At 42.7% G+C, this 14,553-nt stretch carries 14 protein-coding genes and 1 pseudogene; all 15 read left to right on the forward strand.

The window, feature by feature from the left end:
• Positions 1 to 39 precede the first annotated feature (39 nt).
• The 15 genes and pseudogenes from O0550_RS04415 (at position 40) to O0550_RS04485 (ending at position 14,552) form a co-directional block, all read left to right on the forward strand.
• Positions 40 to 874 (forward strand): annotated as a pseudogene (locus O0550_RS04415) (multidrug resistance efflux transporter family protein).
• Between the two features lie 292 nt (positions 875 to 1,166).
• Entirely contained in the window at positions 1,167 to 1,625 is a 459-nt protein-coding gene (rimP, locus tag O0550_RS04420) for a ribosome maturation factor RimP (RefSeq protein ID WP_003336956.1), read from the forward strand.
• A gap of 22 nt (positions 1,626 to 1,647) precedes the next feature.
• Entirely contained in the window at positions 1,648 to 2,742 is a 1,095-nt protein-coding gene (gene nusA / locus O0550_RS04425) for a transcription termination factor NusA (protein WP_003336958.1), read from the forward strand.
• Complete coding sequence (gene rnpM / locus O0550_RS04430) at positions 2,739 to 3,029, forward strand: RNase P modulator RnpM (RefSeq protein ID WP_003341347.1); 291 nt, start codon at positions 2,739 to 2,741, stop codon at positions 3,027 to 3,029. Before nusA ends, rnpM begins: the two co-directional genes overlap by 4 nt.
• A complete protein-coding gene (locus O0550_RS04435; protein WP_022584414.1) occupies positions 3,026 to 3,334 on the forward strand; it encodes a YlxQ family RNA-binding protein in 309 nt (102 codons plus the stop codon). Before rnpM ends, O0550_RS04435 begins: the two co-directional genes overlap by 4 nt.
• 14 nt (positions 3,335 to 3,348) lie before the next feature.
• The gene (gene infB, locus O0550_RS04440; protein WP_003341342.1) at positions 3,349 to 5,763 is read left to right on the forward strand and encodes a translation initiation factor IF-2; all 2,415 of its coding nucleotides are present in this window, start codon (positions 3,349 to 3,351) and stop codon (positions 5,761 to 5,763) included.
• Positions 5,763 to 6,044: a DUF503 domain-containing protein gene (locus O0550_RS04445; RefSeq protein WP_003336961.1), complete on the forward strand. Its 282-nt coding sequence runs from the start codon at positions 5,763 to 5,765 to the stop codon at positions 6,042 to 6,044. The genes infB and O0550_RS04445 overlap by 1 nt, the downstream gene beginning before the upstream one ends.
• Before the next feature lie 35 nt (positions 6,045 to 6,079).
• On the forward strand, positions 6,080 to 6,436 hold the full coding sequence (gene rbfA / locus O0550_RS04450; RefSeq protein ID WP_003341340.1) for a 30S ribosome-binding factor RbfA: 357 nt from the start codon (positions 6,080 to 6,082) through the stop codon (positions 6,434 to 6,436).
• A 1-nt stretch (position 6,437) separates the two neighbouring features.
• Positions 6,438 to 7,436, forward strand: a complete 999-nt coding sequence (locus tag O0550_RS04455) for a DHH family phosphoesterase (protein ID WP_096886160.1) — start codon at positions 6,438 to 6,440, stop codon at positions 7,434 to 7,436.
• A complete protein-coding gene (truB, locus tag O0550_RS04460; protein WP_003341337.1) occupies positions 7,429 to 8,361 on the forward strand; it encodes a tRNA pseudouridine(55) synthase TruB in 933 nt (310 codons plus the stop codon). Before O0550_RS04455 ends, truB begins: the two co-directional genes overlap by 8 nt.
• Complete coding sequence (locus O0550_RS04465) at positions 8,330 to 9,310, forward strand: bifunctional riboflavin kinase/FAD synthetase (RefSeq protein WP_396125667.1); 981 nt, start codon at positions 8,330 to 8,332, stop codon at positions 9,308 to 9,310. Before truB ends, O0550_RS04465 begins: the two co-directional genes overlap by 32 nt.
• Positions 9,311 to 9,461: 151 nt before the next feature.
• Complete coding sequence (gene rpsO, locus O0550_RS04470; protein ID WP_003336966.1) at positions 9,462 to 9,731, forward strand: 30S ribosomal protein S15; 270 nt, start codon at positions 9,462 to 9,464, stop codon at positions 9,729 to 9,731.
• A 142-nt stretch (positions 9,732 to 9,873) separates the two neighbouring features.
• Positions 9,874 to 11,994, forward strand: coding sequence for a polyribonucleotide nucleotidyltransferase (locus O0550_RS04475; protein ID WP_096886163.1), 2,121 nt, complete (start codon positions 9,874 to 9,876; stop codon positions 11,992 to 11,994).
• 150 nt (positions 11,995 to 12,144) lie between these two features.
• On the forward strand, positions 12,145 to 13,125 hold the full coding sequence (locus O0550_RS04480; protein ID WP_003341332.1) for a polysaccharide deacetylase family protein: 981 nt from the start codon (positions 12,145 to 12,147) through the stop codon (positions 13,123 to 13,125).
• A 170-nt stretch (positions 13,126 to 13,295) separates the two neighbouring features.
• Positions 13,296 to 14,552, forward strand: coding sequence for a M16 family metallopeptidase (locus O0550_RS04485; protein WP_003336970.1), 1,257 nt, complete (start codon positions 13,296 to 13,298; stop codon positions 14,550 to 14,552).
• Position 14,553: the final 1 nt, after the last annotated feature.

Genomic DNA, 14,553 nt, shown 5'->3' on the forward strand with positions numbered 1-14,553 from the left:
GTGAGGTAAGCTGAAAGCTTGAAATAGAGGTGGTACGGCATGCGACCGATTTGGATTGGGATTATATTTTTTGCCTTTACCTTTGTATTGAATCGTTCCATGGAGCTTGCTGGAGGCAGTTGAATGTGGAGTGCAACACTTCGCTTTTTTTCATGCTACCGCCACTATTGTTTCTTGTGTTTTTACGAGGAAATCTGGGAATGCTATGGATAGAGATTAAAAAGCACCCAAAAGAATGGATAGTATAGAGCACGGTTGGTTTTGGCCTGTTTTACGCCCCCTTTTGTTTTGCTCAATCGTATGGTCCAGGATGGTTAATAGCGGGAACATGGCAGATTACAATCATCTCTGGCTCCTTTCTTTTTTGAGCAGAAAACAGGCTCACAGGGCGTACAATAGTGCGAGGGAAAATCTCGCTTCCGGGGTTATGGAAGTCAAGTATCATTTTGCTTGGAATTGTGTTCATGCAGAGCGAGTCGATACCTATCAGCGTGTACTTGATATGACAATTTGCAGTACGCCGTTTTGGATGCTGTTATCGATAACAGCTTTGGTTGTAGATGGGGCGCCAAGTCAGAGTCAGGTATTCCAAACCTCTCTCGTTGCGATTTTCTCAGGAATTTGGGCAACGGTGTTATTTTTCCGAGCTACGGAAATGGTGAAAGGCAACATGCGTCGCCTAGCGGCTGTAGAAGCAACACAATCGATAGAAGTCTTATTTGCTACAGCAGGAGAGGTCGTGTGGTTATCTGCCAGCTTGCCTACACCAGTGGCTTCAGCGGGGCTCCTGCTTATCATGCTGGGAATGATTTTACATAGCCTGGTATCGGGGCGGAAAGAAAAGGAAACACCCCCTTTTCATGTATCAGATTGAGTAAGCTGGGCTTTACAATGACTGGTATAATAGGGATTCAGCATGTTTTTGGAAAGTCTGATCAAATGAGGCAGTGGTTGTCAAGAGCCATGGTATTATGCTATAATTTTTTTGGAAATACTGGTTATACACGTACGAGAGTGGGGAAACCCACTCTTTCTTCTTGACCACAGAGGATTTCTAGCTAGAAAGCTTCTTGTGGCAAAGAATTAGATTTGTGACCACCCGGTGCCACTTTGGTAGCCGGTTACACATTTATAACAGTATGGATCTGCTTAAAGGAGGAACTTGCTTGAGCAAGGTAGTGCAAATTGTTGAGGAACTACTGACTCCTATCCTTGAAGAAACAGGATTGGAACTGGTGGATATCGAATACAAGAAGGAAGGTAGCAACTGGTTTTTGCGTATCTTTATCGATAATGATTCGTCCAACATCGATATTGAAGATTGCGGTACCGTTAGTGAAAAACTAGGCGCAAAGCTGGACGAATTGGACCCGATTCCAACCGCATATTTCTTAGAGGTTTCTTCGCCTGGAGCGGAGCGTCCCTTACGTAAAGAAAAAGATTATCACAAGGCTGTAGGCAAACACGTACATATCACCACCAAAGAAGCGGTGGACGGTCACACGTTGTTTGAAGGTACACTAGAAGCGTTTGACGGTGATACGTTAACGATTTCTGAACAAAAAAACAAATATACAATTAAAATGGATCAAATAAGCGAAGCCCGATTGGCTATCGTCTTTTAATTGAGGGGAGGACATTAGTACAATGAATGCAGAGTTTATTACAGCACTGCATGATCTGGAAAAGGAAAAGGGGATTGACAAAGAGGTTTTGATTGAGGCGATTGAAGCAGCGCTGATCTCTGGTTACAAGCGCAACTTTAACTCCGCACAAAACGTTCGTGTTGATGTAAACCGCCATTCAGGTCAAGTTCGCGTGTTTGCACGTAAAAATGTTGTAGAAGATGTGTTAGATGCTCGTTTGGAGATTTCTTTGGAGGCTGCTAATGAAATCGATCCTAACTTCCGCATTGATGACATCGTTGAAATTGAAGTAACGCCTCGTGATTTTGGACGCATTGCGGCTCAAACGGCGAAGCAAGTCGTTACGCAACGCATTCGTGAAGCAGAACGCGGACTTATTTATAATGAATTTATTGATCGTGAAGAAGATATCGTTAATGGTATCGTTCAACGCCAAGATTCCCGCGCATATTTTGTTGACTTGGGGAAAGTGGAAGCGGTAATGCCTCTCACTGAAAAAATGCCAACAGATGATTTTAAACCACAAGACCGAATCAAAGCATATATTATTAAAGTAGAGAAAACGACAAAGGGTCCCCAAATCGTCATTTCCCGTACGCACCCAGGACTATTAAAACGTCTATTTGAATTGGAAGTACCTGAAATTTATGACGGTGTCGTTGAAATTAAATCAGTCGCGAGAGAAGCTGGAGATCGCTCTAAAATTGCGGTTCACTCCACAAATGAAGAAGTCGATCCAGTGGGTGCCTGTGTAGGTCCTAAAGGTCTACGCGTACAAACGATCGTAAACGAACTAAAGGGCGAAAAAATTGACATCGTTCGCTGGTCTGAGGACCCGGCCGAGTACGTAGCTAACGCGTTAAGTCCGTCTAAAGTAGTTCACGTTGAAGTGAACGAAGAAGAGAAAATGACGCGCGTAATCGTACCTGATTATCAATTGTCGCTAGCTATTGGAAAACGTGGACAAAATGCACGCCTGGCAGCCAAACTTACTGGATGGAAAATAGACATTAAGAGTGAAAGTCAAGCTGAACAAGAGGGGATTTCCTATCCTAAGCCTTCCGATGAAGACGCTAGCGATGTGGGTATGGAATGAAAGTAAAAAAAGTTCCATTACGTAAATGCATCGTTTGTCAGGAAATGTACCCGAAGAAGGAATTGCTCCGCGTCGTTCGAACGCCGGATGAACAAATTTTGATTGATCCGAGCGGAAGGGCGTCCGGACGCGGCACTTATGTTTGTCAAAAAGAGAGTTGCCGCACACCAGATACTTTCACTGCTGGAAAATGGAAAAAAGTTTTGGAGCGTGCGCTAAACACCAGCATTTCACAGGAACAATACGAGAACTTCCGCGAGAAATGGCTGGAGATGATGGGGAAATGAATCAAAAAGTAGCGCAATTGCTAGGGTTGGCCATGCGTGCAGGCAAAGTAGTAACGGGTGAAGGTCTCGTGATCAATGGGGTTCGTAACGGACAGGCAAAGCTTGTCCTTCTGGCTACAGATGCATCAGCTAACACGACCAAGAAAGTGTCCGACAAATGCCTGTATTATAAGGTGCCTTGTTATTCGCTTTCGACCAGGTACGAACTTGGAAGTGCGATTGGTAAAGAAGCTCGAGTCTCGGTCGCCATCACAGATACAAAGATGGCGAAGAGCATGGAGAACCTTCTCACACCTAATCCATAACAAGGGGTGATTACATGAAGACACGCGTATATGAATACGCAAAGAAACATAACATGAGCAGTAAAGAAATTGTTACTCTCTTGAAGAGAATCAATATAGATGTCAGCAATCACATGAGTATTATGGACGAAGAAACGGTACAAAAATTGGAACAGCATTTAGCAAATTTACGAGCGAATGCTTCCAGTGGTAACACCCAAGCAAAACAAGTGCAACAACCAAAGCAAGATAAGCCACAAACCATAACGAGCAGCGAGGCGCGAGCCACATCCCAATCGGAAAAATCCCCCAAACAAGACGGTCAAAAACCGCAAATTGCACATGCTGCTGGTAACACCTCAGCTCAAACAAAGAGTAGAGGAACGCAAAACCAAAATCAGGGGAAGAATCAGGAGCGAAGAGCAAATACTATGAGTCAAAACAAAAAACAAGATGCAAAGCAAAATGAAGTAAAAGATCAAACGACCAATGTTGAGGCAGAACGTAAGGAAGAAACGCTAGCAGACAAAGCGAAAATTCCAGCAAAAGTTGGAATGGAAAAACGCGAAAAAATTAAGAAGGCTCCACAAACTAAAAAAACCTTTGAAGATAACAGAAAAGGACCGCAGTTTAATAAAAACCAAAAACGTTCAAATGGACGTCACGGTGGAGCCCCTGTACAACGGCCTGTGTTAGAATTACCTAGCAAAATTACGTTTACAGAGTCACTTACTGCAAACGAATTGGGTAAAAAGCTAAGAAGAGAGCCAGCAGAAATTATTAAAAAACTATTCGCTTTAGGTATCATGGCTACGATCAATCAGGATCTAGATCGAGATACCATCGAATTAATTTGTGCTGACTACGGTGTAGAAGTAGAAGAAAAAATCGTCATTGATGAAACAAACTTCGAAACAATTGCTGAAGTGGATGCAGAAGAAGATCTAAGTGAACGTCCTCCAGTTGTTACCATCATGGGTCACGTTGACCACGGTAAAACAACGTTGCTAGATGCGATTCGCTCTACAAATGTTGTTGCAGGAGAAGCTGGTGGTATTACACAGCATATCGGTGCTTACCAAGTTGAAATTAAAGGCAAGAAAATTACCTTCCTGGATACACCTGGTCATGCAGCGTTTACTACAATGCGTGCTCGTGGTGCTCAAGTTACGGATATCACTATTCTTGTTGTAGCTGCTGATGATGGTGTGAAACCACAAACAATCGAAGCAATCAGCCATGCGAAAGCGGCAAATGTGCCGATTATCGTTGCTGTCAACAAAATTGATAAACCAGCTGCTGATCTAGATCGTGTAAAACAAGAATTAATGCAATTCGAATTAGTATCGGAAGAGTGGGGCGGCGATACGATTTTCTGCCCGCTATCCGCAAAACAGCGTACAGGTATTGAAGAACTTTTAGAATACATTCTATTGGTTTCTGAAGTACAAGAATTAAAGGCTAATCCTGATAAACGTGCTCGCGGTACGGTTGTTGAGGCTGAGTTGGACAAAGGTCGCGGTCCTGTTGCAACTGTATTGGTTCAGCATGGTACGCTCCGAGTCGGTGATCCAATCGTTGTAGGCTCTGCTTTCGGTCGTATTCGTGCTATGGTGAACGACAAAGGTCGCCGCATGAAAGAAGCACCACCGTCCATGCCAGTTGAAATCACCGGTTTAAATGATGTACCTCAGGCTGGGGATCAATTCATGGTATTCGAGGATGAAAAGAAAGCTCGTTCCATTGGTGAATCTCGTGCAGTTAAACAGCGTGATTCTGAGCGCCGTGCAAGTGCGCGTGTTTCCTTGGATGACTTGTTTACTCAAATCCAAGAAGGCGATATTAAAGAATTAAACCTAATTATTAAAGCAGACGTTCAAGGTTCTGTAGAAGCTCTTCGAGGTTCTTTAGAGAAAATTGAAGTGAATGGTACTCGCGTGAAGGTTATTCACACAGGCGCTGGTGCGATTACAGAGTCTGATGTTACTTTAGCAAATGCTTCTAACGCAATTATCATTGGTTTCAACGTACGTCCTGAACCGAATGCTCGCAGTATGGCTGAGCAGGAGCAAATTGATATCCGCCTACACCGCGTTATCTACACTGTAATTGAAGAGATTGAATCCGCATTGAAAGGGATGCTTGATCCTGTATATAAAGAGGAGATCATTGGTCAAGCGGAAGCGCGTCAGATCTTCAAAGTATCTAAAGTGGGTACAATTGCAGGTTGCTATGTTACGGAAGGTAAACTGAGCCGTGACGCAGGTGCGCGATTGATTCGTGATGGCGTAGTTATTTACGAAGGTAAATTAGATACGCTAAAACGTTTCAAGGACGATGTGAAAGAAGTGGCGACGAACTACGAGTGCGGTGTTACTCTAGAACGTTTTACGGATATTAAAGAGGGCGACATTATCGAAGCCTTCATTATGGTTGAAGTTAAAGCCTAATGGTAGCCGTGACGCAGTTAGAATTGTTTATGCCCTATACGAGTTCTCTTAAGGAAAAACGTTCGATTATTAAAAGCGTCATGAGTCAAATTCGAAATAAGTACAATGTATCAATTGCTGAAATAGATTTTCACGAGCAATGGCAGCGTACCTTACTTGAGGTAGCTGCCGTTGCCAATGAATACTCCTTTTTGCAAAAGGAAATTACCACCATCGTGCGGTTTGTAGAAACATTTTCCGACGTAGAGTTAATTCGTGCGGATACGGAATACTACGACTAAGGTACGATTTACGTTCGGAGGTGAACAAAATGAGCATGAATAAAACCCGAATGAGTCGCGTAAGTGAAGAGATCAAAAAAGAATTGAGCATTCTGTTGCAACGTGAAATGAAAGATCCACGCATCGGTTTTGTAACAGTAACAGATGTGGAAGTAACTAGTGACCTTCAACAAGCAAAAGTGTATATTAGCGTTTTCGGAGATGAGAGCAAACGTGAAGAATCGCTGAAAGGCTTGCAAAAAGCAAAAGGCTTTCTACGCACAGAAGTGGGCCGTCGTATCAAATTAAGACATGTGCCTGAGCTTCTATTCAAACTGGATGCTTCCATTGATTACGGAAATAAAATCGATAACCTTTTGCGTGAAATCTCCCCAAATGAAGGAGAGAAATAGGATGAATATCGACCAAACTGTTTTCTTAGATGCCGCTCGTTTTGTTCGTGAAAACGAGCGTTTCTTAATTATTTCCCACGTTAATCCTGATGGTGATACGACAGGCTCTGCACTGGCTATGGCTTTGTTGTTAGAACAGATGGGGAAAAGCTATGTGATTGTAAACCAAGGGTCTACACCTGATATGTTCTCCTTTTTACCGCGCTCCAACCACATCATCAATCTATCGGAACAAACTGTGGATGAGAAATTCGCCTGCGTTATCGCTGTAGACGCGGCAGATAGCAGTCGGATGGGAGAAGTAACTCATTTGTTTGCTCCAGATGCACAAATTCTAAATATTGACCATCATCCTACCAATGATGCGTTTGGTATGTATAACATTCTCCTGCCTCATGCTGCTGCAACGGCAGAGATTATGTATGATTGGTGTGTTGCTTCCTCCTTTTCATTAACAAAAGAAATTGCTACATGTATCTATACAGGATTACTTACGGATACAGGTGGTTTCCGATATTCCAATACGACACCGCACGTGATGGAAATCGCCTCCCATCTACTTACATATGGAGTTTCTTCAGCCGAGATCGCAGAACGTTGTCTAGAGAGCATTACATTAAAGCATGTACAGGTTCTAAAACGTGCTTTAGCATCTCTGGAACTGACTAACGAGGGACTCGTGGCCACTATGCAAATATCAAAACAGGATTTTTTAGAAACCCATTCAACCAATGATGATACAGGTGGCATTGTAAATTACGGGCGTAATATTGAAGGCGTCGAGGTTGGAATATTATTCACCGAGGTAGAAGAAGGCATTATCAAAATTAGCCTGCGTTCACGTGCGAAGGTAGATGTAGCTCAGATAGCTAAGAATATCGGCGGCGGTGGACATGCCCGCGCAGCAGGTTGCACGATGAAGGATGTAACTTTGGAAGAAGCCAAGAAGTCTGTTTTGACATTGGTAGATCAAGTGCTTGGAGTGGAAAGAAATGAATGAGCAGCAGCATGGAGTTCTCGTTTTACATAAACCAGCAGGAATGACTTCACATGATTGTGTTGCCAAAATTCGTCGCATCTTTCAAACGAAAAAAGTGGGGCATACGGGAACACTAGACCCTGATGTGACAGGTGTGTTACCTATATGCATAAATAATGCGACACGAATTGTGGAGTACTTACAGGAACTTCCAAAGGCTTATGAGGTTGTTATGCGTATTGGTTCAACCACGACAACCGAGGATGCCTCTGGGGAGGTAGTGGAGACAGCTAAGGTGGATGCTGCGACCATTACTAGAGAACGGGTTGAAGAAGCAATGAAGGAAATGCTTGGCGTAATCGAACAAACCCCTCCTATGTACTCTGCTATTAAGGTAAATGGACAGCGTCTGTATGATTTAGCCCGTGAAGGAATTACGATTGAGCGAAAGGCTCGCGAGGTTACTATTTATGAATTACAGCTCCATCACATTGAATCTAACGCAGACTATGTAGATGTGTCGTTTTATTGTCTTTGCTCCAAAGGGACGTATATGCGTACGTTATGTGTTGACCTTGGACAAAAACTGGGGTATCCTGCGCATATGGCCAAGTTAGTTCGTGTCAAAAGCGGACCATTTACAATGCAGCATGCCCATACGTTTGAGGAATTGGAAGCCAGCATGAACAAGGAGCAGGGCTCTAAGAGCATTGAGGAACTTGTGATTCCAATTGGAGAAGCCTTATCTTATTTGCCTCGCTATGAAATTACAGCGGATCGAGCTAAGGCTGTTCTAAACGGATTGGAAACAGGCTTGCCAGGTTGTCAGATTGAGGAAGGGAAGCTCATTTGTTTGTATAGTAATGGTCAATTACTTGGCATTCATAAGGTATATAAGAGCCACCGAGGTCTATATGCCAAACCAGAAAAAGTTTTTCGCACATGAGGTGGGGACTTTGAACATAATACGACTATCCTATCCGCTTTCATCTGAGATCGAATTACAACCATGCGCGGTCGCCATGGGATACTTCGATGGTGTTCATATCGGGCATCGTCGCGTCATCCAGCGAGCGATTGATCATGCCCAGGCACATGGAATAAAAAGTGGTGTCTTGACCTTTGACCCACATCCACGTGAAGTTCTAGGCAGAAGTGGTTATTCTCAATATATCACCCCGTTGGATGATAAGCTGGAGCAATTCGAAAAAATGGGAGTAGACATCGTCTTTGTCATGCAATTTGATATTGCCTTCTCCTCTATTTATCCTGAGGATTTTGTAGAAGAAGTGATTTTGCCGCTTCAGGTCAAGCATATTGTGGTTGGTTTTGACAATACGTTTGCTTATCGGGGAATGGGGACCACTCAGACGCTATTAGAACTAAGCAAGGATCGATATACTGTAGATATCATTGGTCCAGTAAATCGTTTAGGCGAAAAGGTAAGTAGTACCATTATTCGGGAATATCTGCACCAGGGAGAAGTAGAGCAAGTACGTCATCTGTTAGGACGCCCTTATAAGGTAAAGGGAACAGTGATTCACGGAGACAAGCGCGGTCGAACCATCGGGTTTCCTACGGCAAATGTCGGGGTGGACGAGCCTTATTTAATCGGGAAAAATGGTGTATACGGCGTTCGAATTACCGTTGATGGTCAAAACTATGACGGTGTGATGAATATTGGAATTAAGCCGACTTTTGAGCTGGAGAAGCGTGAAAAATCGCTGGAAGTTCATATCATAGGGTTTAAAGATGAGATTTATGGAAAAAATGTAGAAGTAGAATTACTCTTCATGATCCGCGATGAAATTAAATTTTCTGGCGTGGATGCTCTTGTCGCCCAAATCCAGCAAGACGTGAATTTTGCTAAAGATAAATTTGCTAAGTTGGCTTGAATGCTAACGAAGTGAATGATTTCCTTTACTTTATGAAAAAAAGTATGCTATAATCTGTACTGTTCTAAATAGAACGCCCCTTTAGCTTGGCTGTCCGATTCTCACCGACGGCATGCTCAGCTAGTGGGAAAATTAATGGAGGTGAGTACGAATGGCACTTACTCAAGAGCGTAAAACTCAATTGATCAATGAATTCCGTACACATGATAACGATACTGGATCTCCTGAGGTTCAAATCGCAATTCTTACGGAAAACATCAACAATCTTAACGAACACCTACGCACTCATAAGAAAGATCACCACAGCCGTCGTGGTCTATTGAAAATGGTAGGTCAACGCCGTAACCTTTTAGGTTACCTAAGAGACAGCGACGTTGCTCGTTATCGTACATTGGTTGACAAACTTGGTCTTCGCCGTTAATCGGCACGTCTGAAAAAGCGGGTGAATTCCCGCTTTTTCTATTATCATATCTATTTTATTTCTGCCATAGCAGGAAATAATACATAGAGATAGAAAAGAATCATGTTAGACAATGGTCTAATTAAGGAGGACTGCTAAAAGAATGGAGCAACAATATCGTACTTTTGACTTTGATTTAGCAGGCCGAAAACTTACGCTTGAGTTTGGCAAAGTTGCAAAACAGGCACAAGGTTCGGTCTTAGTGCGTTACGGAGATACCACCATTCTATCTGCGGTTACCGTTTCGAAAGAACCAAAAGACTTGGATTTCTTTCCATTAACGGTAAACTATGAAGAGCGCTTATATGCAGTAGGTAAAATTCCAGGTGGATTTATTAAGCGAGAAGGTCGCCCAAGCGAGAGAGCTATTTTGGCGAGCCGATTAATTGACCGTCCAATTCGCCCTCTATTCTTGGAAGGCTTCCGCAATGATGTACAAGTAGTAAATACAGTTCTTTCCGTTGATCAGGATTGTTCAACCGAAATCGCAGCAATGATTGGTACTTCTGCTGCATTGAGTACATCTGAAATCCCATTTAATGGTCCGATTGCTGGTGTTATTGTAGGCCGTATTGACGGTAAATTTATTATCAACCCTACGATTGCTGAGCAAGAAAAAAGTGATATCCATCTAGTGGTGGCAGGTACGATGGACGCTATTAACATGGTAGAGGCTGGTGCAAAAGAAGTACCGGAAGAAATCATGCTAGAAGCGATCATGTATGGTCACGATCACATCAAGAAAATTGTTGCTTTCCAAAATGACATCGTAGCTGAAATTGGTAAGCAAAAAATGGAAGTCGTCTTGCATAGTGTAGACGAGGAAGTTGACCAGGCTGTGCGTGCTTTTGCTGATGCTAAAATACGTGAAGCAGTCCGTGTTGAAGAGAAGCATGCCCGTGCAGAAGCGATCGATGCTGTTAAAGAAGAGACACAAGTACATTTTGCTGAGGTGTATCCAGAGCGCGAGGGAGAAATTAGCGAAATTCTCTACGACATGGTGAAAGAAGAAGTTCGTCGTCTCATTACCCATGAAAAAATTCGCCCAGACGGTCGTGCACTAACTGAAATTCGTCCATTGTCGAGCGAAGTGGGGATTTTACCAAGAACACACGGTTCAGGTTTATTTACTCGCGGTCAAACACAAGCATTGAGCGTTTGTACATTAGGAGCACTTGGTGATGTACAAATTTTGGATGGACTTGGTCTTGAAGAAACAAAACGCTTCATGCATCATTATAATTTCCCTCCTTACAGCGTAGGGGAAGCACGTCCACTTCGTCCTCCAGGTCGTCGTGAAATCGGTCACGGTGCATTGGGTGAAAGAGCAATTGAACCAATCATCCCTAGTGAAGTAGAATTCCCTTACACAATTCGCCTGGTATCAGAGGTAATTGAATCGAATGGTTCTACTTCTCAAGCGTCTATCTGTGGTAGTGTTCTTGCTTTGATGGATGCAGGGGTACCAATTAAAGCACCAGTTGCTGGTATCGCAATGGGCTTGATCATGGATACAGATGGTGAACATTTCTCCATCCTAACAGACATCCAAGGTATGGAAGACCACTTGGGAGATATGGACTTTAAGGTAGCAGGTACCGCTGAAGGGGTTACAGCTCTTCAAATGGATATCAAGATTGAAGGTATCAATCGTGAAATCCTAGAGCAAGCATTGACGCAAGCGAAGGAAGGCAGAATGCATATTCTGAAAAGCATGCTGGCTACAATCAATGCTCCGCGCGATCACTTGTCTCCTTATGCACCTAAGATCATGACAATGTCAATTAACCCAGAAAAAATTCGTGATGTGATTGGGCCACAAGGTCGCGTTATCAATAAGATCATCGAAGAGACAGGCGTTAAAATTGATATTGAGCAAGATGGTCGTATCTTTATTGCCTCTACGGATGCAGATGCGAACCTACGTGCAAAACAAATCATCGAGGATTTGGTACGCGAAGTAGAAGTGGGTCAAACTTACTTGGGAACTGTGAAACGTGTTGAAAAATACGGTGCTTTTATCGAGTTGTTTGCAGGTAAAGAAGGACTTTGCCACATTTCACAACTAGCGGAAGAACGCGTCGCTAAAACGGAAGATGTAGTTTCTGTCGGGGATAAAATCTTGGTGAAAGTGACCGAGATTGATGACCAAGGCCGCGTAAATATTTCTCGAAAAGCTGTTTTGAAAGAACAAGCGCAGGCTGCACCACAAGAAACTGAATAATAAATAGCCAAAAAGCTTTGCCGATCATGGGAAACTATGTGGGTGCAAGCTTTTTTTGCTTCTATCGAGCATTTTCTCTACATAGATTGGACAAAGAGGATAGAGAATAAGAGTAAGAACTCGATAGATAAAAGCAAAGGTGATGAAACCGTGAAACAGCATTCTAAAAAGACAAGAAAATATATGGCGGTAGCAACTGTTTGTGGAGCGTTATTGTTTGGATTAGTAACCTCATCTCCGATTAACACATATGTTACACAACTAAAAGTTGGCGTTACCCCTGTACAAGGTCAGATTACCATTGAGGAGCCATTTAAAGAAAAGATAGAGCAGTGGCAAAAGGAACGCGAGGAAGCACCACAAGATGCATATCTTGATCCTGTTTGGAAAGCGATTCCGGGATATAACGGACGAGTGATTGATGTTAACGCAACAATTGCTCAAATGAAGAAAACAGGAAAGCAGGATGAAAGTTCAATTGTCTATAAAGAACAGATGCCAAAGGTACAGGTAGAACAGCTAGGGGCTCATCCCATTTATAGAGGGAATCCCAAAAAAGAGGCAGTGTGCTTCATGATAAATGTAGCCTGGGGCAATGAATACCTGGATAAAATTCTTGCTACATTGGATCGGCATAAAGTAAAAACCACCTTTTTTCTAGACGGATCTTGGGTCAAACGAAATCCTGAGCTAGCAAAGAAAATTTATGATAGAGGTCATGAAATAGGAAATCATGCCTATTCCCATCCAGATATGAGCAAGCTGGGAGAAGCGCGTATTCGCCAAGAGATTAGCAAAACACAAGATATTATTTCTAAGACAATCGGTTTAAAGCCCTCTCTATTTGCTCCGCCGTCTGGTTCGTTTAATCAACGGGTGGTAGAAATTGCTCATCAGGATTATCAGATGAAGACCATTCTCTGGACAGCGGATACAATTGATTGGAAAAATCCGCCGGTAGGAACGATGGTAGAGCGCATTCGCAAGAAGTTAGATAAAGGGGTGCTCATACTAATGCACCCAACTGATTCCTCATCTAAAGGACTAGATCAAATGCTGACACTAGCTGAGAAAAAAGGATTGAAACCAACGACGGTTTCCGAGGTAATCTCTAGTCGTCGATTGCCGTAGAAGCTTATGGAATATTGTACCGGACGCTATTTTTTGCTATAGTAAGACATGTTATTTTCTATTGAAAGCGAAACGCTTATCAGTAACATGTACAACAGGGAAGCGACTTTATGATCGCTTCCCTGTGTGGCATAAGCCAGAGATAGCAGATTGATAGAGGGGGATCAGATTTGATTCAAACATATACGTGTGCAAATGGTGTCCGGATTGTTACCGAAAAAATAGCTAGTGTTCGATCCGTTGCTTTAGGAATTTGGGTAGGAACGGGTTCAAAATATGAGAATGAGCAAAATAACGGAATTTCACATTTCTTGGAGCACATGTTTTTTAAAGGTACTACAACTCGCAGTGCGAAAGAAATAGCGGAAGCGTTTGATGAAATTGGTGGGAATGTAAACGCCTTTACATCCAAAGAATACACTTGCTATTATGCGCGTGTACTTGATCGTCACGCACCGCTTGCTCTCAATATTTTATCTGATATGTACTTCAACTCTGTGTTTGATGCAGAGGAGCTAGAGAAAGAGAAGAACGTAGTCCTAGAAGAAATCAGTATGTATGAGGATACACCAGATGATTTGGTGCATGATCTGATTGCACGTGCTTCCTATGCCGATCATTCGCTAGGGTACACGATACTGGGAAAAGAAGATGTACTCAAAGGCATGAAACGCGAGGATTTGTTGACATATATCGAACAACGCTACTTACCAGAGAACACGGTAATTACAGTAGCAGGTAACTTTGACGATGAGTTAATCACATTGGTGCAATCATTATTTTCGACGTACCAGCGTGCAGGAAAAACAATGGATATCGCTACACCAACCTTTACAGGTCAAAGCATTGTACATCAAAAGCAGACCGAGCAGGCTCATTTATGCCTGTCTATGCCTGGTTATGCTGTGGGCCATGACAATGTTTATTCCTTAATTATTTTAAATAATATTTTGGGTGGCAGCATGAGTTCTCGACTGTTTCAAGAAATTCGTGAAGAACGCGGTTTAGCATACTCTGTTTATTCTTATCACTCTTCCTATAAAGAATCTGGTACATTCAATATTTATACGGGAACAGCACCAGAGCATGTAGGTAAAGTATTTGATATCGTGTCTAATGTTCTACATGATGTTCGCGCAAATGGAATTACAGAAAAAGAATTAAACAAAGGAAAAGAGCAGCTTAAGGGTAGTTTGATGCTAAGCTTAGAAAGCACTAGCAGCCGCATGAATCGCTTGGGTAAAAATGAGCTGTTACATGGCCGACACCTTACATTAGATGAAATTATTGCGAAGGTAGATCGTGTAAGTCAGGAATCTGTTCTAGCAGTAGCGAAAGAATTATTCCACTCCAAAATGGCAATGGCAATGGTGAGTCCATTGGAAGCATTCCCGGAAAATGTTGATGCAAATGTATTCTTAACGTAAA

Source organism: Brevibacillus halotolerans, assembly GCF_026891775.1.
GTDB lineage: Bacteria > Bacillota > Bacilli > Brevibacillales > Brevibacillaceae > Brevibacillus_B > Brevibacillus_B halotolerans.